The 25546-nt window shown below is 67.2% G+C and carries 22 protein-coding genes and 2 pseudogenes; 10 read left to right on the top strand and 14 right to left on the bottom strand.

What is annotated here, in order from left to right; genetic code table 11:
- Positions 1 to 91: 91 nt before the first annotated feature.
- From DL544_RS09055 to DL544_RS09035, 5 genes are read left to right on the top strand one after another with little or no spacing between them, the layout of a single operon-like run.
- Positions 92 to 376: a DUF4190 domain-containing protein gene (locus tag DL544_RS09055; RefSeq protein WP_005416299.1), complete on the top strand. Its 285-nt coding sequence runs from the start codon at positions 92 to 94 to the stop codon at positions 374 to 376.
- Positions 377 to 380: 4 nt separating this feature from the next.
- Positions 381 to 1151: a class I SAM-dependent methyltransferase gene (locus DL544_RS09050; protein ID WP_065177505.1), complete on the top strand. Its 771-nt coding sequence runs from the start codon at positions 381 to 383 to the stop codon at positions 1149 to 1151.
- Positions 1152 to 1159: 8 nt separating this feature from the next.
- Entirely contained in the window at positions 1160 to 2215 is a 1056-nt protein-coding gene (locus DL544_RS09045; protein WP_061477858.1) for a quinone-dependent dihydroorotate dehydrogenase, read from the top strand.
- A gap of 8 nt (positions 2216 to 2223) precedes the next feature.
- The gene (gene murB, locus DL544_RS09040) at positions 2224 to 3285 is read left to right on the top strand and encodes a UDP-N-acetylmuramate dehydrogenase (RefSeq protein WP_065177504.1); all 1062 of its coding nucleotides are present in this window, start codon (positions 2224 to 2226) and stop codon (positions 3283 to 3285) included.
- Positions 3286 to 3314: 29 nt separating this feature from the next.
- Positions 3315 to 4202 carry a DMT family transporter gene (locus DL544_RS09035; protein ID WP_065185121.1) on the top strand — a complete coding sequence of 296 codons (888 nt, stop codon included), beginning with the start codon at positions 3315 to 3317 and terminating at the stop codon, positions 4200 to 4202.
- A 118-nt stretch (positions 4203 to 4320) separates the two neighbouring features.
- On the opposite strand, the gene DL544_RS09030 is transcribed toward DL544_RS09035, so the two are convergent.
- The 3 genes from DL544_RS09030 to DL544_RS09020 all read right to left on the bottom strand — a co-directional run bounded on the left by DL544_RS09030 (position 4321) and on the right by DL544_RS09020 (position 7046).
- Positions 4321 to 5325 carry an aminoglycoside phosphotransferase family protein gene (locus DL544_RS09030; RefSeq protein WP_005416294.1) on the bottom strand — a complete coding sequence of 335 codons (1005 nt, stop codon included), beginning with the start codon at positions 5323 to 5325 and terminating at the stop codon, positions 4321 to 4323.
- Positions 5326 to 5424: 99 nt separating this feature from the next.
- Positions 5425 to 6459, bottom strand: a complete 1035-nt coding sequence (locus tag DL544_RS09025; protein ID WP_139727022.1) for a heparan-alpha-glucosaminide N-acetyltransferase domain-containing protein — start codon at positions 6457 to 6459, stop codon at positions 5425 to 5427.
- Positions 6456 to 7046 carry a TetR/AcrR family transcriptional regulator gene (locus DL544_RS09020; protein ID WP_139727021.1) on the bottom strand — a complete coding sequence of 197 codons (591 nt, stop codon included), beginning with the start codon at positions 7044 to 7046 and terminating at the stop codon, positions 6456 to 6458. Before DL544_RS09020 ends, DL544_RS09025 begins: the two co-directional genes overlap by 4 nt.
- 145 nt (positions 7047 to 7191) lie before the next feature.
- On the opposite strand from DL544_RS09020, the gene DL544_RS09015 reads away from it, so the two are divergent.
- Positions 7192 to 7617 carry a DoxX family protein gene (locus tag DL544_RS09015; RefSeq protein WP_005416291.1) on the top strand — a complete coding sequence of 142 codons (426 nt, stop codon included), beginning with the start codon at positions 7192 to 7194 and terminating at the stop codon, positions 7615 to 7617.
- Here DL544_RS09015 and DL544_RS09010 read toward each other — a convergent pair.
- Entirely contained in the window at positions 7590 to 8393 is an 804-nt protein-coding gene (locus tag DL544_RS09010; RefSeq protein ID WP_065177500.1) for an APH(3')-II family aminoglycoside O-phosphotransferase, read from the bottom strand. The two genes, DL544_RS09015 and DL544_RS09010, sit on opposite strands and share 28 nt — an antisense overlap.
- A 277-nt stretch (positions 8394 to 8670) precedes the next feature.
- Here DL544_RS09010 and DL544_RS09005 point away from each other — a divergent pair, with 277 nt between their 5' ends.
- Both DL544_RS09005 and DL544_RS09000 read left to right on the top strand, forming a co-directional pair.
- A complete protein-coding gene (locus DL544_RS09005; RefSeq protein WP_095377703.1) occupies positions 8671 to 9387 on the top strand; it encodes an SDR family NAD(P)-dependent oxidoreductase in 717 nt (238 codons plus the stop codon).
- A gap of 96 nt (positions 9388 to 9483) precedes the next feature.
- Entirely contained in the window at positions 9484 to 11430 is a 1947-nt protein-coding gene (locus DL544_RS09000; protein ID WP_139727020.1) for an EAL domain-containing protein, read from the top strand.
- On the opposite strand, the gene DL544_RS08995 is transcribed toward DL544_RS09000, so the two are convergent.
- Positions 11427 to 12038: a TetR/AcrR family transcriptional regulator gene (locus DL544_RS08995; protein ID WP_005416287.1), complete on the bottom strand. Its 612-nt coding sequence runs from the start codon at positions 12036 to 12038 to the stop codon at positions 11427 to 11429. The genes DL544_RS09000 and DL544_RS08995 overlap by 4 nt on opposite strands.
- 105 nt (positions 12039 to 12143) lie before the next feature.
- On the opposite strand from DL544_RS08995, the pseudogene DL544_RS08990 reads away from it, so the two are divergent.
- Positions 12144 to 13219 (top strand): annotated as a pseudogene (locus tag DL544_RS08990) (MBL fold metallo-hydrolase).
- 98 nt (positions 13220 to 13317) lie between these two features.
- On the opposite strand, the gene DL544_RS08985 reads toward DL544_RS08990, so the two are convergent.
- Complete coding sequence (locus DL544_RS08985) at positions 13318 to 13743, bottom strand: hypothetical protein (RefSeq protein ID WP_479692436.1); 426 nt, start codon at positions 13741 to 13743, stop codon at positions 13318 to 13320.
- A gap of 512 nt (positions 13744 to 14255) precedes the next feature.
- Here DL544_RS08985 and DL544_RS08975 point away from each other — a divergent pair.
- Complete coding sequence (locus DL544_RS08975) at positions 14256 to 17375, top strand: discoidin domain-containing protein (RefSeq protein ID WP_065177495.1); 3120 nt, start codon at positions 14256 to 14258, stop codon at positions 17373 to 17375.
- 174 nt (positions 17376 to 17549) lie between these two features.
- Here DL544_RS08975 and DL544_RS08970 read toward each other — a convergent pair whose 3' ends face one another.
- The 8 genes and pseudogenes from DL544_RS08970 to msuE all read right to left on the bottom strand — a co-directional run bounded on the left by DL544_RS08970 (position 17550) and on the right by msuE (position 25510).
- Entirely contained in the window at positions 17550 to 18527 is a 978-nt protein-coding gene (locus DL544_RS08970; protein ID WP_139727019.1) for an ABC transporter substrate-binding protein, read from the bottom strand.
- A gap of 16 nt (positions 18528 to 18543) precedes the next feature.
- A complete protein-coding gene (locus tag DL544_RS22225) occupies positions 18544 to 20286 on the bottom strand; it encodes an amino acid ABC transporter permease/ATP-binding protein (protein WP_139727018.1) in 1743 nt (580 codons plus the stop codon).
- Positions 20283 to 20833: pseudogene (locus DL544_RS08960) on the bottom strand (GNAT family N-acetyltransferase). The gene DL544_RS22225 and the pseudogene DL544_RS08960 overlap by 4 nt, the downstream one beginning before the upstream one ends.
- Positions 20830 to 22050: a M20 aminoacylase family protein gene (locus tag DL544_RS08955; RefSeq protein ID WP_139727017.1), complete on the bottom strand. Its 1221-nt coding sequence runs from the start codon at positions 22048 to 22050 to the stop codon at positions 20830 to 20832. Before DL544_RS08955 ends, DL544_RS08960 begins: the two are co-directional and overlap by 4 nt.
- A 4-nt stretch (positions 22051 to 22054) precedes the next feature.
- Complete coding sequence (locus DL544_RS08950; protein WP_139727016.1) at positions 22055 to 23398, bottom strand: LLM class flavin-dependent oxidoreductase; 1344 nt, start codon at positions 23396 to 23398, stop codon at positions 22055 to 22057.
- A gap of 19 nt (positions 23399 to 23417) precedes the next feature.
- Positions 23418 to 24395: an MsnO8 family LLM class oxidoreductase gene (locus DL544_RS08945; RefSeq protein WP_005416278.1), complete on the bottom strand. Its 978-nt coding sequence runs from the start codon at positions 24393 to 24395 to the stop codon at positions 23418 to 23420.
- A gap of 14 nt (positions 24396 to 24409) precedes the next feature.
- On the bottom strand, positions 24410 to 24772 hold the full coding sequence (locus DL544_RS08940; RefSeq protein WP_139727015.1) for a DUF3088 family protein: 363 nt from the start codon (positions 24770 to 24772) through the stop codon (positions 24410 to 24412).
- 156 nt (positions 24773 to 24928) lie between these two features.
- A complete protein-coding gene (msuE, locus tag DL544_RS08935) occupies positions 24929 to 25510 on the bottom strand; it encodes an FMN reductase (RefSeq protein ID WP_139727014.1) in 582 nt (193 codons plus the stop codon).
- Positions 25511 to 25546 lie beyond the last annotated feature (36 nt).

Genomic DNA, 25546 nt, shown 5'->3' with positions numbered 1-25546 from the left:
CAGCCGAGCATGGGCTCGGCTCTACAGGGCACTGCCCATGGGATTGCCCGGGCAGAGGCACTATCATGTGCATACTGCCAAGGAGGACCCGATGAGCGTGGCACCCCGACAGACAAGCGCCCTGGCCGTGGTCAGCCTGGTCATGGGCATCGCCAGCTGGACCGTCCTGCCCTTCGTGGCCAGCATCGTCGCCATCATCACCGGCCACATGGCCCGCGCCGAGATCCGCCGCCGCCCGCATGAACTGGAAGGCGACGGCCTGGCCGTTACCGGCCTGGTGCTGGGCTGGGTCATGGTCGGCGCCGTGCTTGCCGCCGTCCTGGTCTTCATCCTGTTCTTCGGCGGCCTGGCATGGCTGGCGGCGGTGTCGAACTGACGCCATGACCGCCTCCGACAGCACTGAACGCTTCAGCAGCCGCGTCGCCGACTACGTCCGCTACCGGCCCGACTACCCGCCCGCACTGCTGGACTGGCTGCACGGCCCGATGGGCGTCAGCCACCAGGCCCGTGTCGCCGACATCGGCGCCGGCACCGGCATCTCCAGCCGTCCGTTTCTCGCCAGCGGTCATCCGCTGGTGGCGGTCGAGCCCAACGCTGCGATGCGCGCCGCCGCCGAACAGTGGCTGGCACCGCAGTACCCGCAGTTCCGTGCGGTGGACGGCCGCGCCGAGGCCACCACACTGGACGATGCCAGCATCGATCTGGTCAGCGTCGCGCAGGCCTTTCACTGGTTCGACACCGTGGCGGTGCGCGCCGAGTGGCAGCGCATCCTGCGCCCCGGTGGCCAGGCACTGATCTACTGGAATTCGCGCCTGCTCGATGCCAGCCCGTTCCTGATCGGCTACGAACAGTTGCTGCTGGACTATGGCACCGACTACACCGCTGTGGCCGAGCGCTACCAGGACGATGCCACCATGCAGGCCTGGTTCGGCCCCGGCCTGCGCGGCAGGGTAGAGCTGTCGAACGTGCAGCATCTGGAGTTCGACGCCCTGCGCGGGCGCCTGCTGTCCTCCTCCTACGCACCCCAATCCGGTCATCCCCGCCACGCGGCGATGATCGACGCTTTGCAGGACCTGTTCGCCGCCCATGCGGTGGACGGCCAGGTCGCTTTTGAATATCGAACCCGAGCCTTCCTCGGCACGCTGGACTGAACCGACGCATGTATTCGCTTGCCCGCCCCTTCCTGTTCTCGCTCGACGCCGAGCGCGCCCACGGCCTCGGCCTGTCCGCACTGGACCTGGCCTATCGCACCGGCACCACGCCGCTGCTGGCCGCACGCATCGCGCCGATGCCCAGCACGGTGTTCGGGCTGACCTTCCCCAATCCGGTCGGCCTGGCCGCCGGCCTGGACAAGAACGGCGAGCACATCGATGCACTGTTCGCGCTCGGCTTCGGCTTCGTCGAAATCGGCACCATCACCCCGCGCCCGCAGGCCGGCAATCCGCAACCGCGCCTGTTCCGCCTGCCGGAACACAACGCCATCATCAACCGCATGGGCTTCAACAATGCGGGCGTGGATGCGCTGGTGCGCAACGTCGAGCGCGCGCGCAACCGCCGCGGCCTGCTCGGCATCAACATCGGCAAGAACAAAGACACACCCAACGAACAGGCCGTGGACGATTACATCGCCTGCCTGGACAAGGTGTACCCGCTGGCCGATTACATCACCGTCAACATCTCCTCGCCCAACACCGCCGGCCTGCGTGAGCTGCAGGAAGAGACCGCGCTGCGCCAGCTGGTCAGCCAGTTGCGCGACCGCCAGGAAGACCTTGCTGCCCGCCACGGCCGACGCGTGCCGATGCTGGTGAAGGTGGCGCCGGACCTCAGCGAACGCGATATCGACGCCGCCGCCCGCGTGCTGGGCGAACTGCAGGTGGACGGCGTGATCGCCACCAACACCACCATCGACCACAGCAAGGTGGCCGGCGATCCGCTGGCCAATGAGGCTGGCGGCCTGTCCGGTGCACCGGTGCTGGAGCAGTCCACGCTGGTGCTGCGCCGCCTGCGCGCGCGCCTGCCCGAATCGGTGCCGCTGGTCGGCGTCGGCGGCATCCTGTCCGGCGCCGATGCAGTAGCCAAGATGGCGGCCGGTGCCGCACTGGTGCAGTGCTACAGCGGCCTGATCTTCCGTGGACCGGCGCTGGTTTCCGAATGCGTCGAGGCGATCCGTCGCCGCCGCGAAGCGCCGAGCCGCGGCGCGGTGGCCCCGCTGTGAGCGCGCCCATGGATACCATCGACGGCAACGCCCCGCTGCGCTGGACGCTCACCCGCAATGCGCCGCTGCAGGCGCTGAATACCTTCCACGTGCAGGCCAGCGCCGCGCAGCTGCTGGAACTGCACGATGCCGCGCTGCTGCCGGAGGTGCTGGCATTGCCCGAGGTGGCCAGCGACCCACTGCTGGTGCTGGGCAGCGGCAGCAACGTTCTGATCGCCGAGGACCTGCCGGGCACCGTACTGGTGTTCGGCAACCGTGACATCAGTTTCCTTGAACACCGCGCCGACCATGCCGTGATCCGTGCCGGCGCCGGCGTGCCGTGGCATGGCCTGGTGATGTGGTCGCTGCAGGAAGGCCTGTCCGGGCTGGAGAACCTGGCGCTGATTCCCGGCACCGCCGGTGCCGCGCCGATCCAGAACATCGGCGCCTATGGCGCGCAGGTCGGCGAGTTCATCCAGGCCGTCGAGGCCTGGGACTGCCAGCAACAGGCCTGGGTACGGCTGGACAACGAACAGTGTGGCTTCGCCTACCGCGACAGCGTGTTCAAGCAGCAACCGGATCGCTACCTGATCACCGCCATCGAACTGAAGCTGCCACTGCTGCACGATCTGCGCATGGACTACGCCGGCATCCGCGAGGAACTGCAGGCACAGGGCGTGGAGCTGCCGAGCGCAGTGGACGTTGCCAATGCCGTGATCGCGATCCGCCGCCGCAAGCTGCCCGACCCGGATGTACTGGGCAACGCCGGCAGCTTCTTCAAAAACCCGGTGCTGCCGCTGGAACAGGTCGACGTGCTGCTGCAGCACTTCCCCGACCTGCCGGTGTTCCCGGCCGAGCAGGACGGCAAGCGCAAGGTCTCGGCGGCATGGATGATCGAGTCCTGCGGCTGGAAGGGCTTCCGCGAAGGCGATGCCGGCGTGGCCCCCAGCCACGCGCTGGTACTGGTCAACCACGGCAATGCCAGCGGTGCTGAGCTGCTGGCGCTGGCGCGCCGCATCTCGGCCTCGGTGCTGGAGAAGTTCGGCGTGCCGATCGAACCGGAGCCCCGCCTGCTCGGCGCACAGTGGTGAACACCCCCGCCCTTTCCCCAAGCGCCCCGATGCGGGCGGCGCTGCTGATGCTTGGCAGCACGATGGCATTCGGCCTGATGGCGGTCGCGATCCGCTACGCCACCCGGTACGTGCCAACCCAGGAAGTGGCGTTCTTCCGCAATGCCTTCGGCCTGCTGGCGTTGCTGCCGATGCTGCTGCGGCCGGGCCGTGCTCCGCTGAAGACGCGGCAGCTGCCGCGCTATTTCGTGCGCAGTGCGATCGGCCTGGGCTCGATGCTGTGCGCGTTCTGGGCGCTGGGCCACCTGCCGTTGGCGCAAGCGGTGTCGCTGTCGTACTCCACGCCACTGTTCGTCACGATTGCCGCCGTGCTGTGGCTGGGTGAAACCGTGCGCGTGCGCCGCTGGGCCGCGGTCGTGATCGGCTTCATCGGTGTGCTGGTGATCGTGCGACCCGGTACCGCCGGCTTCACCGCGGGCAGCCTGGTCGCCGTGGCCGCCGCGGTGCTCAGTTCGCTGGTGGCGATCCAGATCAAGCAGCTCACCCGCGTCGACAGCGCCGATACCGTGGTGCTCTACACCTACGTGTTCTGGGTGCCGCTGTCGCTGGTTCCGGCGCTGTTCGTCTGGGTCTGGCCGAGCGGCATGGCCTGGCTGTGGCTGCTGGCCACCGGCGTGCTCGGCACCATCGGCCAGCTGTTGTGGACGCGGGCGCTGCGCCTGGGTGAAGTCTCGGCGCTGACCCCGATCAGCTTCCTGCAGCTGCCGCTGGTGACGCTGTTCGGCTGGCTGCTGTTCAACGAAAGCGTGGACCGCTGGACGATCATCGGCGCCGGCATCATCCTCGCCGCCAACGCCTACATTGCCCACCGCGAGGCCGTGCTGTCGCGCCGCGCCGCCAGCGCAGCCGCCTCATCAGCGGCGAAGCCCGCCGAGTAAATCCGCGCCACGCGTGGATGACGCTGCACTCCTCTGTAGAGCCGAGCCTACGCTCGGCTGCTCTTCGCGCCTCCACCGTTGACTGAGCGCGCAGGGTTCATCCACGCATGGCGTGGATCTACAGCGCGCGATACACCCGCTCGGCCGCGTCGAACACATTGCCCGGTGCGAACTGTTCGCTGAGGAAATGCAGCGACTGCCGGCGCAGCTGCGGCGACCGGTCCTCTCCATCGCTGCCCAGCAGGACCTGCTGGAACTCGATCAGGTCCTGCAGGATGCGCCAGTGACGGTACCAGGCGATCCAGCGAGGGTCGCCGCGGTCGCTGCCATAGCCTTCCTCGAATCCCAACGGGTTCTCGCGGCCCCAGCGCCCGCCGACAGCGCCACCGATGAACATCAGGTCGCGCTCGCGCGGTGCCAGCGACAGGCCATCCCAGTCGATCAGGTGCAGGCCGCCGTCATTGCCCATCAGCAGATTGCCGGCATGAAGGTCGGTGTGGCACAGGTGCAGCCGCACCGGCACATCCTGCAACGCCGCGTGCAGCTGCAGTGCCTGCGCGTGCAGCGCCGCGATGCGCGCGTGCTGCTGGTCCCAGACGGAAACGAAGGCACGGCCCAGCCCATCCTTGGCAGCCGCCAGGCCTTCGCCGGCCAGCCACTGCCCGACGGTATCAAGCGCCGCGGTTTCCATCCGGATGCTTGGCAGCGCTTCCTGCAGCGCCGGTGGCGGGCACGCCTCGTGCAGGCGCCGCAGCACCTCGCCCAACCGTTGCCATTGCGTGCGGCTCAATGCCGCCTCGAAACCGGACTGGCCTTCCACATACGGGAACAGGGTGAACTGCAGGCCCCAGCGCTGCACCGATGCCCCGCCGGTCAACGCCGGCCAGGGCGCAACGATCTCCTCGATACCCAGCGTGCCGCGCAGCCAATGCAGGGTGTCCCAGACGGCAGGGGCCACCTGATAACTGCGGCATTTCAACCACCACTGCCCGCGCCGTGCATCGATGCGATACACGCTGGCGTTGGCATCGGCGCCAACCGGGCGTGGCACCACGGCGGTCGCGGTGATGCCATAGGATTGCTGGAGGACTTCGCCGAGATGCTGCGCCGAAGCGGATGACATGGATGCAAGCAGTAAGTGTTATCTGCGACAACTATCGCAGATGTGCCCGCCACGACACAGACATGTCCGTCACAACATCGTGCCTGCGCGACCAACGTGCTAGCCGGCGACGCGACGCATCACCGCTTCCAATGGCCCCCGCGTGAACCGCCACGACCACAGCCACGCTGCGCCCGTGGCCAGCATCAGGAACAACAGCGCCCACAGCAGCACGGTCGGTAGCGACGCGCTGCCATCGAGCAGCCCCAACCATTCCAGCGTACCCATGCCCAGCAGGATGTGGCCGACGTAGAGGGTCAGGGTCATTCGCCCTGCTGCAGTCAGCGGTTCCAGCCAATCCCCCGGATACCGGCGGCTGATCCAGAGGCACGCGGCAATCGCGCTGCAGGCTGCGCCCGCACCGGTCAACACGTAGGCCGGTCCCGGCGGCATCGGCTGCGTTCCCAGCCACGGCTGCCAGGGCGTTCCCTGCGCAAGCTGCTGCACGGCCTGGCCTGCGCCGATCAGCAGCAGGCCCGCCAGCAGCAACGCACGCTGCACCCGCGCTTGTGACAACGGCAGGCGCGCCAGCAGCATGCCCAGCAGGAAGAAGCACATCCAGGGCAGCAAGGGATGGAAGCCGTTGAACAACAGGTTGCGCGCGGCACCCGGCCACTGCCAGAGACCGGCATACTCCAGCGTCTGCCAGTTCCAGCCCTGGCTGTAATTCCAGTGCAGCAGTGCCCAGAACGACCCGGCCGCCAGGCCGGCGATGCTGGCCAGCAGCACCCGTGACGACGCACGCAGCCACAGCACCGCCAGCGCGAAGTACACCGCGTAGTAGTGCAGGATGTCGGCCGGGAACAGGGTCAGGTTGAGCAGGCCCAGTACCAGCAGGAACAGCGCGCGCCGCCAGGTCTGCGCGCCGGCCGGCATCCAGCCAAGGCGCTGTGTGGCCAGTACCAGGCCAAGTCCGGCCAGGGTGACGAAGGTCGCAGAGGCCTTGCCTTCCAGCAGATGGAAGAAGCCGGCCAGCCAACCCTGACCCTCTGCCGGCACGGCCATCGCCAGGCGGAAATTGACCAGCACCATGCCGGCCAGCGCCAGATACCGTGCCAGATCGAGGCCGTGCAATCGCCGCTCAACCGCGCTCATGCGCGTGCACCGAGCAGCAGCGCGAGCAGGCCAGGGTCCAGCGGAGCCTCATCGGTGCCACCGGCTTCGCCCAGCCCGCGACGCAGCGCATCGCTTTCGATGGCATCCAGCAGCACCTGCGCCTGCAGTGCCGGGGCCAGCACGGGACGCCGACGTTCACGCTGTGCCACCTGCTGCAGCGCTCCGGCCAGCACAGCCTGCAACTGCCTGCGATTGGCCGCAAATGCCTCGGCCACGGCCCGATTGCGTGCGCTCTCGGCCAGCACTTCGACGGCGAGCGTCGCCCATTCCGGATGGCTGCACAGCGCGTGGAAGTCCTGCAGGAACGCCAGCACCTGCGTGCGATCACCGTCGGCCACGGCCAGCTGCTGCAGCAACGGCGCCAATTCCTCGCTCTCGGCCACGGCCACTGCAAGGATGATCGCTTCCTTGCCAGGGAAGTGGTTGTAGAGATTGCCCAGGCTGACGTCGGCCGCCTGCGCGATGTCACGCATGCTGGTCTGGTGGAATCCCTTGGCGAGGAAGCACTGCAGGGCGGCCTGCAGGATCTGCGCGTTGCGTTGCGCGTTGCGGTCGGCTCGGTTCATGGCGCCAATAATGAACGAACGTTCGTCCAACTGGAAGATGGCAACCCGGCCAACCAGCGAGTTCCGTTCAGCCGGCCCTTGACCTCAACTGCGGTTGAGGCCCGATGCTGCGCGGCCCGTTCCAAGCCCAACCCGGAGAGACTTCATGCCGCGGATGATCACCGCCCTGCTCGACAGCCGCGTGCTGTGGTTTCTGGCCCGACTGCTGCTGGCCGTGGTGTTCCTGTCATCGGGTCTGGCCAAGCTGCTGGCGTGGGACAACAGCGTGGCCGAAATGCAGGCGGCCGGGCTGCAACCGCCTGTGCTGTTCAACCTCGCCAGCGCCGTGGTGCTGCTGGGTGGCTCACTGTGCCTGCTGCTTGATCGCCTGCTCTGGCTGGGCAGCGGCGCGCTGGCGGTGTTCATGCTGCTGACCATCGCCATCGTGCATGCCTTCTGGACCAAGCACGGCGCGGAACAGCAGCTGGCCCTGTTCTTCGCACTGGAACACCTGAGCGTGATCGGTGGGCTGATCTGCGCGGCCATCGCCAGCCGCGCGCGGGCTCAGAAGAACTCGTCGAGCAGCCGGTAGAACGCCAACCGGCGCTCGTCGGCTACAGCGCCGTAGCGTTGGAACAACGGCGTGACCCAACGCGTATCACCGAAGTTGTGGACCAGGCTGCGCGCGGCCAGCGCCAGGTCCTGGTAACGGTCGGCCACGCCCAGCCGCCCACAGTCGATGAACCCGCTGAAACGCCCCTCGGCCACCATCAGATTCGGAAGGCAGGCATCGCCATGACTGACCACCAGATCTTCATGATCGGGACGGGTGCTGCACAGTTGGGCGAAGACCTGCTGTGGACTCTGTCCCAGGCGTTCGTCATCGAAGTCATCGGCGTCCACGCGCCCCGCCTCGACCCGTGCCTGCGCGGCCGGCAGGCGCGAGGCCAGCCGCTGATCGAACGGACAGGCTGCTACCGGCAACGCATGCAGCCCGCGCAGCGCGTCGGCCAGTATCTCCACCCGTTGCTGCGGCGCGAGTTCCGGCGACGAAGCCAGATCGCGGCCAGGCAGCGCGCTCATCAGCAACCAGTGCCGGCCCGCTTCTTCGGCCGTGGCAATCACCGTTGGCGCCGGTTGTCCCTGTGCCTGGAGCCAGCGCAGGCGTGCGATCTCATCGCCCAGCTCACTGAAGGCATCGATCAGTTCCGACTTGAGGAAGGCGTCGGGTCTACCTGGCCGCAGCACGCGGGCAACGTCGGCCCGCGAAACACCCATCGACTGCCGCTCGATGCGCGCGTCGGCCAACGCTTTCTGCCACGCCAACGGCAGCGGCATGCCATCAGTGGTGGCGTTGTGCTCGTCCATGCCAGGAGATTCCTGTTGCCGGTGACCCTACGCATTCTCGCTCATCCTGGCGCACATCGCCCCCGTGCGGGAGGCAGCCTGAGCGAGATGACCGGGCCGTCGGCGGCCACTGCGTCCCAGCGCCTGCAGCAGCGACGGCTGCTGCCACGGTACCGGTGCCAGTTCGACGACACGGCCTCGACCCTTACCGCCGAACGCGGCGGCCTGCGCGCGTTCGCCAAGTGGAGCACCGTTCTGGCAGCCGATCGTGGCTGCCGCAGTACAACGAGGAAGCAACATGAAACTGATGGTCATCGGCGCCAGCAAGGGCCTGGGCCGCGCGTTCGTGGAAGGCCTCTGTGCCACGGGTGACACTGTGATTGGTGTCTCGCGCAACCGCCCGTGCGGCATCGCCTGCGCTGACGGCGTCACCCTGCAATGGATCGAAGCAGACCTGTCCCGGCCGACCGTGGCTGCCGACCACATCGCAGCGCAGGCACCGGCCGATATCGATGTGCTGATCCACAACCTGGGTATCTGGGAAGACAAGGCCTTCAGCGGCGAGTACGCCTTCCTCGATGAAAGCGACGCTGCACTCACGACGCTGGTCGACGTCAACATCACCGCGACCCTTGTACTGCTGCAACGCCTGCTGCCCCGCGTACTGGGCGCAGCGCGCCCGCAGCTGGTGCTGACCGGTTCGACCTCGGCCCTGCCTCGCAGTGGCCGCCCGGAAGTGGCGTTCGGCGCCTCGAAGTTCGCCCTCAACGGCATCGCCGATGCGCTGCGCGAAGGCTTCCGCGATCGCCGGCTGGCGGTGACCAGCCTGCAGTTGGGCTACCTCAACACCGACGACGCCTTGTCGGTGCCGGTGGCCGAGGCCGCAGCGCGCGGCGACGGTGAGCAGGTGCCGGTCCACGATGTCGTGGCCATGGTAAGCGCCCTGTTGCAGCTGTCATCCTCCGGCTTCGTGCGCGAACTGGTGCTGCCCGCCATCGCCGACCCGCGCTACTGACCTTGCCGGCCGCGGCAGAGCACCCTCAGTGGCCGCGCGCGCGGTCGTGGTTTACCCTGCTCGTCACTGGCCGTCGGTCACAGGCGGGAACCTGCTATGGATGCGCTTTCACGGGTCTCGGCCCAGGTCCTGGACAGCGCCCTGCCCAGCCTGCCGCTGTATCTGCTGCAGGCCACGGCAGTGATCGGCATGATCGGCGTGCTGCTGATCGCCACCCGTCGCGCCGGGCACGCCATAGAAGGCCGTCGCCTGTATGTCGGCGTAGCGCTGGGCCTGATCTACCTGTTCAATTCCTGGTTCGTGGCCCGTTATTCCCAGGGTGTCGTCAAACTGCACCTGGGCTTCGACATCCTACTGGTCAGTGGCCTGCTGGGCGGCTGGCGCGGCGGCTTGGCCTGCCTGGCTGCCGCCCTCCTGGCCCGCTACCAGTTCGTCGGTATCCCGTTCTTCCTGCCTGCCAGCCTTGAGGCCGTGTTGCAGATGGTGGCCGGCGTCTGGCTGCGCAGGCACCTGTACCCGCGCATGCTCAACGAGCTCTCGCCGCGCATGATCCTGCAGGCATGGTCCGTGCGCATCGGGGTAACCGCTCTGGGTTTGGCGCTGGGTGTGGCGATCATTGGCGCCGATCAACTGCCGGTGGCCGAGCTGGCGATCCAGCGCGTGCTGGCACTGCCGGTCTCGCTGCTCGTGCTCGGCGCTGTGTTCGCGCTGGTCTACAACGATGCCCAGATCGATGCGCAACGCCAGCGCGAACAGGCCTGGCTCCGCATCGATCCGATCAGCGGGCTGCCCAACATGCGTGCGCTCGGTGAACGCCTGCAACAGTACTGGCGGGATAACGACGGCACGGGCAAGGCCTGCCTGATCGTGGCCGAGATGGGCAACCTGCGCGATCTGCGCCTGCGCTACGGGCCGTTGCAGGACAACGGCCTGTGGCAGCGCGACAGCACCGAGGAGGTGCATCGGTTGCTGCCCTCGCTGTCGGCTGCGCAGCTGGAGATCTACCAGTTCGGTGATGCCGCGCTGGCGATCCTGGTGCGCGGCCTGACCTTGTCCACACTGCGGACGCAACCGCAGATCACCGAGCTGGCCAGCAATCTGGCCGATCGGGTCGGCCGCGATTGGCCGGGCTTCCGGCCACTGTTCCGCTGTGCAGTGGTTGAATTGAAGCCCCCCGCTGATGCCGACGAAGGACATCTTCCGTTCCGCGCCATAACCGTGGCACTGAGCGCGATCGAGTCGGGCGTGGTGTTCTTCGATGACCCGATCCAGCGCGACAGCGAGATCGACGCCCTGATCGAGGCTGCGCTCGAGCACTGGCTGCAGCAGGGCAATGCGCCGCTGTGCTACCAGCCCAAGCATCGTCTGCAGGACCGCCAACTGGTCGGCGCCGAAGCACTGCTGCGCATGCGCGACGGCGAAGGCCGGCCGATTGCCCCGATGCGGGTGATCTCGCTGCTGCGCCGGCAGGGGCGGCTGGCAGACCTGGAATGGGCCACGCTGCGGTCGGCGGTGCACTTCCTGCAGCACTGCCGGCGGGACGGCGCGGCGCTGACAATTGCAGTCAATGTTTCAGCCGAATCGCTGCGCCTGCCCGACTTCGGCCTGCGCCTGCAGGAGCTGCTTCAGCTGCATGACATCCCCGGTGCGATGCTGCGCCTGGAGATCGTCGAATGGACCGAAATCGTCGAGCGCGACGTGGTCGATGCCAACATCGCACAGCTGCTGGCAGCCGGGGTCACCCTGTCGCTGGATGATTTCGGCGCCGGCTATTCAACCCTGATCCTGCTTTCGCAGCTGGCCATCGCCGAGGTCAAGATCGAGCAGGCGCTGATCGCCACGCTGTCCGACGCCAAGTCGCAGTCGATCGTGCGCTTCATCGTCGAGGTCGCGCACCGCTGCGGCGCGATCGTGGTGGCCGAGGGTACCGAGACCCTGGCCCAGGAACAGAAGCTGCGCGCACTCGGGGTGGATGTCGGCCAGGGCTACCTGTACTCGGCGGCGCTGCCGGCCGACGAGTTCCGTCGCTTCGCAGCCAGCTAGACCGCGTAGAACCCCAGGAACATCGCCACCGCCGATTCGGCCACGCGCGCACGTTCCTGCGCGGTCAACGGTGGCTGCCCCATCGTGACCTGCGGCCAGAACGCGAAGCTCTTCACCAGCCCATGCAACTGGTGGCCGGCAAAGTCCGGATCCACCTCGCGCAGGCGGCCATCGGCAATTGCTGCGCGGATCCAGGCACTCTCGCCACTTTCCTTCTCGCCCATGCGGCAGACGATGGCCTGCGCGCGCTCCGGTGAATGGATGATCTCGGCCATCGCGACCCGCGCCAGATCGATGAAATTCCCATCGCTGAGCAGGTCCAGCTTCTGGCCCAGCAACTGCAGCAGCTGCGTCTGCAGCGGCTGGTCGGCGCGGTACGGCAGTGCGTCGCTGGCCACGCTGCGCTCCCACAGCTCCTCCAGGATCATCGAGAACAGTGCTTCCTTGCTCGGGAAATGGTTGTAGACGGTGCGCTTGGAGACCCCCGCCGCCTCGGCGATGCGGTCCATGCTGGTCGCCTCGTAGCCCGATGCACGGAACTCCTCCACCGCCGCGCGCACGATGGCGTCACGTTTGCGGTCGGTCAGGCGTTGCGGGGGACGGGACATGGCGGGAACCGGATAACTGAACGGATGCCTCCATTTTACACTCGACAGTGTACTTTTTAAAAAACACGAAACTACACTGTGCAGTGTACCCAGCGGACGTCACCCATGAAGCGCCTGCTCCTTGTCCTCCTGCTCGGAATCCTCGCCGTGACCACCTACACCTTCTGCAAGTCCTGGTCCCTTCCCGACTTCCCCGATTCGCCGCAGTACCGTGATGGCAAGTTCCGCAATGCCCTGCCCCGTCCGGCGATGGGCCTGCGCGACGGCGCGGAGATCTGGTGGACGTTCCTGTTCAACAAGCCCAAGGGCACCGTGCCCGCGCACCCGATTCCGGTGAAGCCGCTGGACCGCGCCACGCTGGACGCCGCACCGGATCGCAGCCTGTTCCGGCTGGGGCACTCCACGATCCTGCTGAAGCTGCGTGGCCAGTACTGGCTGACCGATCCGGTGTTCTCCGAGCGCGCCTCGCCGGTGCAGTGGATGGGGCCGGCACGCTTCCATGCACCGCCGATCAGCATCGACGCGCTGCCGCCGATCGCCGGTGTGATCCTCTCGCACAACCACTATGACCACCTGGACCATGCCGCGGTCATGCAGCTGGCCGGCAAGACCGCGCGCTTCATCGCACCGCTTGGCGTTGGCGACCAGCTGGTCGCGTGGGGGTGGATGCGCGCAAGGTCGAGCAGCTGGACTGGTGGCAATCCACCGAAGCCAACGGCCTGCGCCTGACCGCGACCCCGGGCCAGCACTTCTCCGGCCGCGGGCTGGGTGACAGCGACCGCAGCCTGTGGGCTTCATGGGTGATCCAGGACGGTGACTTCCGCATTTTCTTCAGCGGCGACACCGGCTACTTCGACGGCTTCAAGGCCATCGGCGAGAAATACGGTCCGTTCGACCTGACCATGATCGAGACCGGCGCCTATGATCGACGCTGGGCATTCGTGCACATGCAGCCGGAACAGACCCTGCAGGCGCACCTGGACCTGCGCGGCAAGTGGCTGCTGCCGATCCACAACGGCACCTTCGACCTGGCCCTGCACGCATGGCAGCAGCCATTCGAACGCATCACCGCGCTGGCCGCTGCAAACAATGTTGCAGTGGCTACGCCGATGATGGGCGAAGCACTGGACATGCAGGCGCCGCAGGCAGGTACGCGCTGGTGGGAGACGGTGGAGCTGTAATGCGGTGGGCTACAATTCTGGCCGCCGCTACGTCTTCGGGTGAAGCCTGCGCCCTTCCCGGGCCAGATTGATCTGTAGCGCAGCGGCGGCGAGCTCGGTCATTTCCGTCGTGACTTTCCCGCTGCCGCGCGCTCGCAGCCAACCGAGAATGTCGACGAGATGCCAGATCGAGGTCGAGCCGTCATGCACGGGGATGGAAACGACTGCGGGTTGGCCAGCATGAGCTTCCGCATGTTCTGGCGCGACATTCCGAGCAGGTCTGCGACGTCAGTGAGCCCAACCAGATCGGGGCTCACTTCAACCAGTTCGGCACCGGGCACGGCCCGCTGCACATCGTCCAGCGCCGAACGCAGGGCAGCCCCTGCGCTATCTGCTTCGCGGCAGAACGCCAAGGCCAGCCGTCCCGGCAGCCCAAGGCCCACAAGCGCGTCGTCACAGCCGCCTTCGGCCAGGCGCTGCTCGAGGACACCGATTTCAATACCTGTGTCCGGCAAGCGGTACTTCAGGGTGAAGTTGAATTCCATGATTGACCCCTTCGCTTCTGACGAAGCGAGATCTCATTGCTCACGACTGCAGTTCTCGACCACACGCCGCAAGGCCCTTGCATGATGGCTGCCGCTACGCGGTGTGCTCCAGATGCTGACGATGCAGAACTCCCCGCATCGGCAATCGGTGTCGTTGTAAGGGCAATACATCCGGCCCCACGCATGGCCGCCCGCCATACGGAGCCTCCACCCACGATCCTCCGCGAACTGCAACGCCGCTTCGATGTCCTTGTCTGGATGACGCGCTCGAGACATTCCTTGTTCTCCATAGTCTGCACACGGCTCACATTGGTTGTCAAATGACAACCACGTGGACGGACTTTCGACGTGCCCTAGCCAATCCGCGCTACACGTCCAGAGCCACATCCGTCAGCCCTCCCGTGATGGCAGCGCCAGCGTCCAGCGGCGCTGCAGTGCGTCATGTAACCGTTTACATCCCTTGCTAGCGTAGCGCTCGCCCGATTCCGGTCGAACCTGCGAGGCTGTCCGTAATGACATTGCGCGCCGAACGCTACAAGGTTTCCACACCGTTCTTCCCATTGCGCCCTGCCGCTGCCCTGCTGTTGGCCGCCCTGGCCTCCAGCGCACAGGCACAGACCCTTCCCCCGCGCAGCCAATGGCAGGCCAGCAGTTCCTCGCAGCAAGTGCCGGCGATGGCGATCAGCCACCTGATCGACGGCAACCCGAAGACCGTTACCGGCGGCGCGTTCAGTCCGGGCCACTGGTTCCAGATCGACCTGGGCGCGCCCACCCTGCTGGCCGGCGCACGCCTCACCTGGGACGTATCGAACCCGGAAGGCTATTCACTGCAGACCTCAATGGATGGCAGGCAGTGGCAGACCGCGTACACGATGGCCGATTCGCTGGGCGATGTGGAAACGCTGTACTTCGCGCCGCGCCAGGCGCGCTACCTGCGGCTGGCCAGCCCGCAGCGCACTTCCGATTGGGGCGTGTCGATCTTCGAGATGGAGCCGCTGGACAGCACGCTCAGCGCACGCATCAGCGGTATCGATGCAACGCAGGCAGCGGCGCTCTGGCAAGGCGGCGGCACCGTCGCGATGCCGGCCGGGGCAAATGGATCCCATACGTTCGAGATCACGCTGCCGCAGGCCCAATCAACGGCTGGCCTGGTGGTCGACTGGGCCGATGGCGCACGAGGCGCCGCCCGACTACAGGCGCAGGATGCACAGGGCCGTTGGCAGGACCTCGCACACGATGCACAGGCGGCCAGTCACCGGCAAAGCTGGCTGGCCGCCACTGCAGCACAGCCATTGCGTGCTTTCCGCCTGAGCGTGGACGGCGCTGCGCCACGGATCGCACGCCTGCGCCTGCTCGGTCCTAAAGCCGTGATGACGCCGATGAAGCAGTATCAGATCGTTGCCAGCGGCGCCCAGCGCGCGTTGTTCCCGGCCTCGCTGCAGATGCAGCAGACCTACTGGACGGCCGTGGGTGTGCATGCAGGACGACAGAAATCGATCTTCGACGAGTACGGCAACCTGGAAGCCTTCAAGGGCGCGCCACTGGTGCAGCCGATCTGGCGTAGCGCTGACGGGCGCGCCGCAGGTGCCGCCGGGCAGGCAATGCAGCATGCCCTGCGCGACGGCTGGAAGCCGATGCCCTCTGCCACCTGGTCACCGCAACCCGGCCTGCAGCTGCGCAGTGAAGTATTTGCCATCGAGCGCGATGGCCAGCCGGTGACCTTCCTGCGGCATCGGCTGCAGAACACGGGAAGCACCAAGATCGAAGGCACGCTCAGCCTGGTGGTGCGCCCGATGCAGATGAATCCACCGTGGCAGAACGGCGGGCTGTCCCCGATCCGCGAGGTCACCATCGACGGGCAAGCCCTGCGTATCAATGGCCGCACGCTGCTGCAGTCGCTCACGCCGGTGGCTGCGTCGGGTGCGGCGCCATTCGGCAAGGATGGCGCAACGGAGATCACCGCGACCCTCGCTGCCGGCCAGCTGCCTTCCACGCAACAGGTGCGTGATGATCAGGGGCTTGCCTCGGCTGCATTGAACTACCGCGTCTCGTTGGCGCCGGGAACCAGTGATGCCGTCGTGGTCGCGTTCCCGTTGGGCACCGCCGCCGCCGATGCCAATGGCGTGCTGCCCGAAGCGCCTGCGCTGGATCTGGCCACGCTGCCCCACGATGCCAGTGCGGCGTTTGATTCACTGGCCACGCAGGCGTCTGCGGACTGGCAGGCACGGCTGGGCCAGGTCGGCCTGCGCCTGCCCGATCCGTCGCTGGTGGACATGCTGCGCGCGCAGGCCGCCTACATGCTGATCAACCAGACCGGTCCAGCCATGCAGCCCGGCCCGCGCAACTACAACCGTTCCTTCATCCGCGACGGCATGGCCACCTCGGCGGTGCTGCTGCGCATGGGGGAAGCCCGCGTGGCGCGCGACTACCTAGCCTGGTACAGCGAGCACGGCGTGCATCCCAACGGCCTGGTCTCACCGATCCTCAACGACGATGGCAGCGTCAACACCGGCTTTGGATCAGACATCGAGTACGACAGTCAGGGCCAGTACGTCGCGCTGGTGGCCGATGTCGCGCGCCTGGACGGCGGCCCCGAGTCTGTGCGTGGCTATCTGCCGAAAGTGAAAGCAGCGCTGCGCTTCCTGCAGGAACTGCGCGAACGCACGCTGGTGCCCGGTTACAAGGCTGACCAGCCTTCGCCGGAACGGTTCGCGGGCATTCTTGCGCCGTCGATCAGCCATGAGGGCTACCCGTCACCCACCCACAGCTATTGGGATGACTATTGGGGCCTGAAGGGCTGGCACGACGGTGCCTGGCTGGCCGAATCGCTGGGCGACCACGAGACCGCAGCCTGGGCGCGCGAACAATACAAGCTGCTCTACGACGCACTGCATGCCTCGATCCGGGCGACGATGGCGTGGAAGGGCATCGACTTCATTCCCTCTTCGGCCGACCTGGGCGATGGCGATCCCACCGGCGTTTCGATCGCACTGGACCCGACCGGCGCACAGAGCGTGTTGCCCGCCGACGCGTTGCGGACAACCTTTGCGCGCTATCTGGAGGACGTGCGCAAGCGCAGCCAGCCCGGTGCGCTGTACGCGTACACACCGTACGAGATCCGCAACGTGCTGAGTTACGTACACCTGGGCCAGCCGCAGGTCGCCGATGAGCTGCTGCAGGGGCTGCTGCATGACCGGCGCCCGCTTCAGTGGCAGGTGCTGGCCGAGGTCGTGCACTCACGCCTGCGCTTTCCTCGCTACCTGGGCGACATGCCGCACACCTGGATCGGTGCCGAATACGGCCGCACGCTGTTCGGCATGCTGATGCGCGAAGACGATGATGCGCTCTCACTGCTGCCGGGCACGCCCCCCTCGTGGGTGGCGGGCGATGGATTGGCGGTGGAACGCCTGCCCACCGCGTATGGCACGTTGCAGATGCAGGCACGGCAACGCGACGGCACGCTATCGATCACGCTGGGCAAGGGCCTGCGCAGTGGGACGGCGGTGAAGGTCTGGTGGCCGGCGCGGACGATGCCGAAGACCGTGCGTGTGGATGGGCGCGACGTTACCGCGTTCGATGCGGAGGGCGTGCGCCTGGCAAGACCATTCAGAACGCTGGAGGCGCGTTGGTAGAGCAGCCGAGCATGGCTCGGCTCTACGGAAAGCAGACTCCACCAGTAGATCCACGCGATGGGTGGATGCTCCTGCAGAGTCGAGCCATGCTCGACTCATCGCGCACCGCGCGAACTGCAGCCGAGCATGGCTCGGCTTTACAGAAGCAGCGGTAGCGCCGGGCCACGCCCGGTGTCATTGCAGCGTCGGCAACCCCGGCGGATTGGTCTGCGATTGCGGCACCGCCTCCTCGGCCAGGTTCCAGCGCGCCAATGCCTGCGCATAGGTGCCGCTGCCGATCTGGGTGTTCAACGCCTGCGTCACCGCATCGGCCAGGCCGCTGCCCTTGCGCGTGGTCACCGAGATCGCCGCAGCGTTCGGCCAGCCACCGGGGAACAGGCCCACGCGCCGCACCTTGCCATCGCGTGCCGAGTAGGCGCCGGTGGCATTGGGCTCGAACGAGACATCGGCGCGGCCAGTGATCACCGCCAAGCGGCCGACCACGGCGTCGTCGAAGTACTGGTACTCCACCGGCTTCAGCCCGGCCGCAATGTTCTGCCGGTCCCACTGCCGCAGGATCTGGTCCTGGTTGGTGCTGGCACCCACCACCACTTTCAGCCCGGCCACATCAGCGGGCTTTTCGATCTTCTGGATGGGCCCGTCGCTGCGCGTATAGATGCCCAGAAGATCGTAGCGGTAGCTGGAGAAGTCGAACTTCTTCTTGCGCTCTTCGGTCACCGTCACGTTCGACAGCACCGCATCGTACTTGCCCGATTCCAGCCCCAGCGGCCAGTCCGCCCACGCGACCGGCACGATCACCAGCTTCAGGCCCAACGCACCGGCGATCAGCCGCGCGATGTCCGGCTCGATGCCGACCACGTCCTTGCTGTCGGCGCCGTAGTCGGCCAGCGGCAGCTGCCCCGGATGGGTGGCCACGGTAAACGCCCCAGGGGTGACGAACTGATAACCGGCGGGGATCAACGCCTTCGCCTTCGGGTCGAAGGTGCCCTTCAGGACGGCCGTGTTCGCGCCGGCCAGGCTGGTCGCGGCTATGGTGCCTGCATCCGGTGCCTGGCGCACGCGCGAGTAGACGATACCGGCAATGCCGATGACCAGCACCGCCACGATCAACAGGGTGCTGCGCGAGGGACAACGCGATGCTGCACGACTCATGGTGCTCCTTCCGGGGTTACAGGGTCTTGGCCAGGAAATCGGCCGTGCGTTGCTGGCGCGGCTGCTCGAACACGGCGTCGGGCGTGCCCTGCTCGATCACCCGGCCCTGGTCCATCATCACCACGTGGTCGGCCACGCGGCGGGCGAAGCTCAGCTCATGGGTGACGATCACCAGCGTGGTACCGGAACGGGCCAGTTCTTCGATCACGCTCAGCACCTCGGCCACCAGTTCCGGATCCAGCGCCGACGTGGGTTCGTCGAACAGCAGCACCTTCGGCTGCAGCGCCAGCGCGCGGGCAATCGCGATGCGCTGCTGCTGGCCACCGGACAGCTGGCGCGGGAAGGCATCGGCCCTGTCGGCCAGGCCGACCCGCTCCAGCAGCGTGCGCGCCTGTTGTTCGGCCTGCGCACGTGGCACGCCACGTACCGCGATCGGTGCCTCGATGATGTTCTCCAGCGCGGTCAGGTGCGGGAACAGATTGAAGCCCTGGAACACCATGCCCACCTCGGCACGCCGACGGCGGATCTCACGCTCGGGCAGTTCGTACAGGGTGTCACCGTCACGGCGGTAGCCGATCAACTGGCCGCCGACGGTCACGTAGCCGCTGTCGGCACGCTCCAGGTGGTTGATCAGCCGCAGCAGCGTGGACTTGCCGGCGCCCGATGGGCCGATCAGCACCGTCACGCTGCCGGCGCGCAGGTCCAGGTTCACATCCTCCAGCACCGGCTGGTCGCCAAACACCTTGCCTACGCCGTGCAGCGACACCGCCGCGCCCTCGCCGGCATCCACCTGCGCGGCGATGCGCGGGCGGTTGACCACGCGCGGTGCGGCATCACTCTGCACGCGCGGCGATGACACGCGCGATGCCGAGCGCTCGCGCTGCAGTTGGCCGCGCGCGAAGCGCTGCTCCACGCGTCGCTGCAGCAATGAAAGTACGGTCAGGATCACCAGGTACCAGACCGTGGCCACCATCAGCAGCGGCACCACTTCCAGGTTACGGCGGTAGATCACCTGCACGGTGTAGAACAGCTCCGGCAGCGCCAGCACGTAGACCACCGAAGTGCTCTTGGCCAGGCCGATCACATCGTTGAACGCGGCCGGCAGGATCGAGCGCATCGCCTGCGGCAGGATGATGCGGCGGACCTGGCGGCCACGTGGCAGGCCCAGCGCTGCCGCGGCCTCGTACTGGCCGTGGTCAACCGACAGGATGCCGCCCCGGATCACTTCGGCCGAGAACGCGGCCTGGTTCAGGGTCAGGCCCAGCACTGCGGCAGTGAACACACCGATCAGCTGCGTGGTCGGGTACGAGAACAGGTTGATGCCGGTGAACGGCACGCCCAGCTCGATGGTGCTGTACAGGTAGCCCAGATTGTTCAGCAGCAGCAACAGCACCAGCAGCGGGATCGAGCGGAACAGCCACACGTAGCCCCACGACACCGCCGACAGCAGCGGCGAGCCGGAGACGCGGGCCAGCGCAAGCAACGTGCCCAAGGCGAAGCCGAGGCCAGTACCGAGCGCGGTCAGCAGCAGCGTGCGGCCCAGTCCCTCAAGCACCGGGCGCGCGAAGAACCATTCGGCGAAGGTGCCCCAGCCCCAGCGCGGATTGCCCAGCACGGACTGCAGCCCGATCAGGATCAGCGCCAGTGCCAGCACCGTGCCGAAGACCTGCAGCGGATGCCGGGCCGGCACGATCTTCAGCGCCGGCGCTGGCGCCGGCCGGGTTGCAATGCCATCCAGCGCGGTCGAAGGCGTGCTCACGCGTGGGCTCCTTGCAGCTGGGTCTGTGCAGGCACGATGGGGGGCGCCGGTGCCCGCAGGTGCTTTTCGAACGGCAGGTGCGCAATGGTTTCGGGATCCGCATCCAGATCGAACAGCGCGGTGTAACCATGGCTGAGGTACAGGCCAACAGCTTCAGGCTGGCGGAAGCCCGTCGTCAGGAACACCCGCCGATACCCTTGCCGCGCCGCCTGCTCTTCCAGCTCCTGCAGCACGCGCCGCGCAATGCCCTGGCGACGCAGCCCGGGCAGCGTCCAGATGCGTTTGAATTCGGCGGTATCCGGATCACGGTGCGGCATGAACGCACCGCCGGAAATCGCCACCCGTCGCGCAGCAGCAGCACGAAGGCGCCCACCGGGGCCGCAAAGGCCTGCGCCGGATAGCGCTGCAGCTCCTCGCGGGCGCTGCCACCGATGCGTCGACGCACGTCGGCGTAGCGGCTGTCGTACTCCTGCTCCAGGCCGTCGAACAGCGGCCGCGCCAGTGGGTCATCCACCGAGGTGTAGAGGAAGCGTTCGTTGCTGCTCATGCCACGTCCTTCACCAGATAGTCTTCGGCCAGCCGTGCCCACAGGCTGGCAGCGGGTGCAATGGCGGCGTCGTTGAACACATAGCGTGGGCTGTGCAACGGTGCGCTGTCGCCGTTGCCGACGAACACGAAGCTGCCGGGCCGCGCCTGCAGCAGGAAGGCAAAGTCCTCACTGGCGGTGCGCGGTGCGAAGTCGGGCACCACCTGTTCGGCGCCGAAGCCCTGCACCGCCACCTTGCGGACGTAGGCGGTCTGCTGCGGGTGGTTGATCACGCTGGGGAAGCCGCGCGGGAATTCAATCTCGGCGCGCGCGCCGAACGCGGCGGCGGTCTGCTCGGCAAGTTCCGTGACCCGGCGTCGCAGCGTGTCGCGCACCTCGGGCAGGTAGGCGCGCACGGTCAGCTTCAGCTCGACCACGTCCGGAATCACATTGGCGGCCTGGCCGCCGTGGATCGAGCCGACGGTGACCACGCCCATCTGCCGCGGATCGACATTGCGCGACACCACGCTCTGCAGCGCGGTAACGATGTGCGCTGCCGCCAGGATCGGGTCAATGCTGCCCTGCGGCTCGGCACCGTGGCCGCCCTTGCCGATCACCTTCAGCCGCGCCCAGTCCACCGACGCCATCGCCGGGCCATCGACAAAGCCGAAGTGCCCCACCGGCGCGCCCGGCCAGTTGTGCAGCCCATAGATCGCATCCACCGGGAAGCGTTCGAACAGGCCATCGGCAATCATCTTCGACGCGCCCGAACCCGTCTCCTCTGCAGGCTGGAATACCAGCTGCAGGGTGCCGTCGATATTGCCGTGATGGGCCAGGTAATGCGCGGCGGACAGCAGGATGGCGGTATGGCCATCGTGACCACAGGCATGCATCAGGCCCTCGGTCTGGCTGGCGTAGGCCAGGCCGGAGTCCTCGCGGATCGGCAGCGCATCGATGTCGGCACGCAGCCCCAGCCGACGACTGCCCTGCCCACGCTGCAACGTACCGACCACGCCGGTACCGCCGAGGCCAGTGGTCACGTCATAACCCCATTGCTGCAGAAGTTCGGCCACACGTGCGCTGGTGCGATGCTCCTCGAAGGCCAGCTCCGGGTGCCGGTGCAGGTCATGGCGGATCGCAATGGCGGCCTCGACGCGTGCTGCGATTTCGGGCAGTACGCCTATTGTTGGGGAGTTCCGCCGGGCCTGGCCCGGTGCTACTGCGGTTTCTCCGCTCATTGCCCTACCCCACCTTCCGCGCCGGTTCGGCGTCGGTCGCATACCGGCTGGCCTTGTACGGCAGGCCCAGATGCTCGCGCAGCGTCTGCCCTTCCAGCGCGCGCTGGTGGTAGCCGCGCGCCTGCAGGATCGGCAGCACCTGGGTCACGAAATCGTCCAGGCCCTCGCGCTGCGCGGCGAAGCCGAGAATGAAGCCATCGCTGGCACCGGCATCGAACCAGCGGATCAGCTCATCGGCCACGTGCTCCGGTGTGCCGATGAAGTTCGGCCGTGGGCTCACTGCTTCCAGTGCCACCTGGCGCAGGCTCAGCCCCTTTTCTCGCGCATCCTGCTTGATGCGATCGGTGGTGGAACGGAACGCGTTGCTGCCAATGTCACCCAACTCCGGGAAGGGCGCGTCCGGATCGTACTGGCTGAAATTATGGTGATCGAAGAAGCGCCCCAGGTACGCCAGCGCATCCTCAAGCGTGGCCAGTGCGGCAATCGCCTGGTACTTGGCTTCGGCCTCTTCGGCCGTGCGGCCGACGATGGGGCCGATGCCCGGGAAGATTTTCACATCGTTGGCGCTGCGGCCATGCGCGATCGCCGAGTTCTTCACCTTCTGGGTGAACGCGCGGGTTTCTTCCAGCGACGGCGAATGAGTGAACACCGCGTCGGCATACTTGCCGGCCAGCGCGATGCCGTCGTCGGACGAACCGGCCTGGAAGATCACCGGCTGGCCCTGTGGCGAACGCTGGATGTTGAGCGGCCCTTCCACCTGGAAGAAGCGGCCCTTGTGGTCGAGGCGGCGGAACTTTTCCGGCGCGAAGAATGTACCGCTGTCGCGCTCGCGCACGAAGGCGTCGTCGTCCCACGAATCCCACAGCCCCTGCACGACGTCCAGGTACTCATCGGCGATCTGGTAGCGCAGCGCATGTTCCGGGTGTGGCCGGCCATAGTTGCGGCCCGAACCCTCCAACGGCGAGGTCACCACGTTCCAGCCGGCGCGGCCGCCGCTGAGCAGATCCAGCGAGGCGAACTGGCGGGCCACGGTGAACGGGTCGCTGTAGGAGGTCGACAGCGTGCCGGCCAGGCCGATCTTCTTCGTTGCCGTGGCCAGTGCCGACAGCAGCGAGATCGGCTCGAAGCGGTTGAGGAAGTGCGGGATCGACTTCTCGTTGATGTACAGGCCGTCGGCCACGAAGCCGAAGGCGATGCCGTTGTCCTCGGCGGTGCGCGCGATGTCGATGTAGAACTGCAGGTTGACGCTGGCATCAGCCGGATTGGACGGATGCTTCCAGGCATGCATGTGGCTGCCGGGGCCCTGCAGCATGATGCCGAACGGAATGTGGCGCGCGGTCGTGCTCATTGGGGATCGCTCCTGCAGGTCAGGCCACCGCCGCGCGCGGCGCGGGCGACAGCAGTTCGAGGGATGTCAGGCGTGCGTCGAGGTCGGCCACCGGCGCGTCGAGGATGAACTCACCCACGCCGAAGCGTCGGTGCAGCGCATCCAGTTCGCCGCGTACCTGTTGCGCATCGCCGGACAGCACGCTTGGCCGTGTTTCCTCGATGCGGAAGTCCGCCACACCTACCTGGCGTGCATACTCGGCAGCTGCCTCGGGGCTGGGCAGGTTCACTGTCTGCCCCGGGCCAAGATGCAGCTTGTAGACGCGCAGCGCACCGATATGGCGTGCGGCTGCTTCGGCAGTCGGCGCGGCGAAGGCCACCGTGGCCAGCAACGGCGGTTGCGTGGAGACACCGCGGTAGGCGTCGAACGCGGCCTCGATGTGTTTCGGGTCGCCATCAAAGTGCGCGGCATACACGAAGCGCCAGCCGAGCTCGGCCGCCTGCTGCGCACTCTGCGGGCTGGCACCGAGCAGGAAGCGCTCCGGCGCCTGCTGTGGAATCGGGCGCGCCAGCGCCTCGGTTGCGGCACCGGACAGATAGCCCTCCAGGTCGCGCAGCTGCTGGTCGAAATCGGCGAATGCCGGGCGTCCCGCCGCCAGCGCGGCGGTCGATGCTGGCAGGCCACCGGGCGCCTTGCCCACGCCCAGATCCACGCGCCCCGGTGCCAACGCCGCCAGCAGGTTGAAGCTCTCGGCCACCTTGTACGGCGCATAGTGGCGCAGCATCACTCCGCCACTGCCGATGCGGATGCGACGGGTCTGCGCCAGCACCCAGGCGGCCAGCACTTCCGGCGCCGGGCTGGCAAGCGCCGGCGCGGCATGATGCTCGGCAAACCAGTACCGGTGATAGCCCAGCTGCTCGGCACGCTGCGCCAACTGCAGGCTGTTGCGCAGCGCCTGCTCTGGCGAGGCGCCTTCGGCCACCGGGCTCTTGTCCAAGACGCTGATCAGATAGCTCAAGGTCGTGTCCTCGCTCAGGGGTGGGCCACGGGAATGCCAAGCAATCCGTTCAGCGCAGCCAGGATCGGCTCGGCACCGGAGATGTACTGGCGGTCCTGATGCGCGCCACTGGCCAGCTCGCTGCGCACGCCCTGCGGCAGCACCAGCGTGGGCAACGACTGGTCCTGCTCGCCGATCTCGGCGATCACCTCGCGGCGTGGCCGCGCGAAACCAATGCGACGTACGTCCAGCTGCGCGTCGAGGCCGTCGATGCTCGACAGCGCCCCTTCCAGCAGCAGGCTGTGCCGGCAGAAGAAGCGCTGGCCAGGAATCTGGCCATCCTCGAACTCGCGGTCGAGCAGGAACAGGATGGGTTTGCTTGCTGCGTCCAACGCCACGGGAGTGTCCTCATCAGGGCCGGCAATGCGATGCCGCTTCGATTTCGATGCTAGGGATGCCGGTGCTTGCGGTGGCGGTGCCAGGCGACAATCGGCGGTCAGATCCGGCCACGCAGATGCGCCTTGGCCATATGCAAAGCGCCGCCGGTTATGGCATCAGGCGATGCGTCGCAGTGGCGCCGCTACCGCCAGCGCCTGCGTAGCCAGATGCCCGACCGCACGCTCGGTCGCCAGCGCGATGCGGGCCTGCAACGCTGCACTGTTGAGGTGCTCGCCATCAAAGTCGGCCGGCGTGGCATACACCCCGATCGGCAGCGTGTGCGCCTGCAGGAAGCTGAACAACGGCCGCAACTGGTGGTCGATCACCAGTGCATGGCGCTCGCTGCCACCGGTCGCCGCCAGCAGCACCGGTGTATCCACCAGCGCCTCCAGCTCGATGAAGTCGACCAGGTGCTTGAACAGCCCCGGATACGACCCCCGATACACCGGCGCGGCCACCACCAGCAGCTCGGCCGCCTCGATCGTCTGCAACGCCTGCTCCACCGCAGGCTCCGCCTCATCGCGCGACAACGACTGCCCCAGCGAGCGCGCGATCGGCGCCAGCTCCACCACCTCCACGCTGGCGTGTACCCGCTGCTGCAACGACGCCAACAGGTGCCGCACCAGCAGCAACGTGCGCGATGTCGCCGAACTGGTCGGCGACCCCACCACTGCCACCACCTTCAATGCAGAAGACATGAAATGCTCCTCGATGATGCCGGACCACGTCCGGCC

Source organism: Stenotrophomonas sp. pho (assembly GCF_006228405.1).
In the GTDB taxonomy this organism is placed as follows: domain Bacteria; phylum Pseudomonadota; class Gammaproteobacteria; order Xanthomonadales; family Xanthomonadaceae; genus Stenotrophomonas; species Stenotrophomonas sepilia.
The sequence above is the reverse complement of the archived record's forward strand: the minus strand, read 5'-3'. Positions and strand labels throughout refer to the sequence as shown.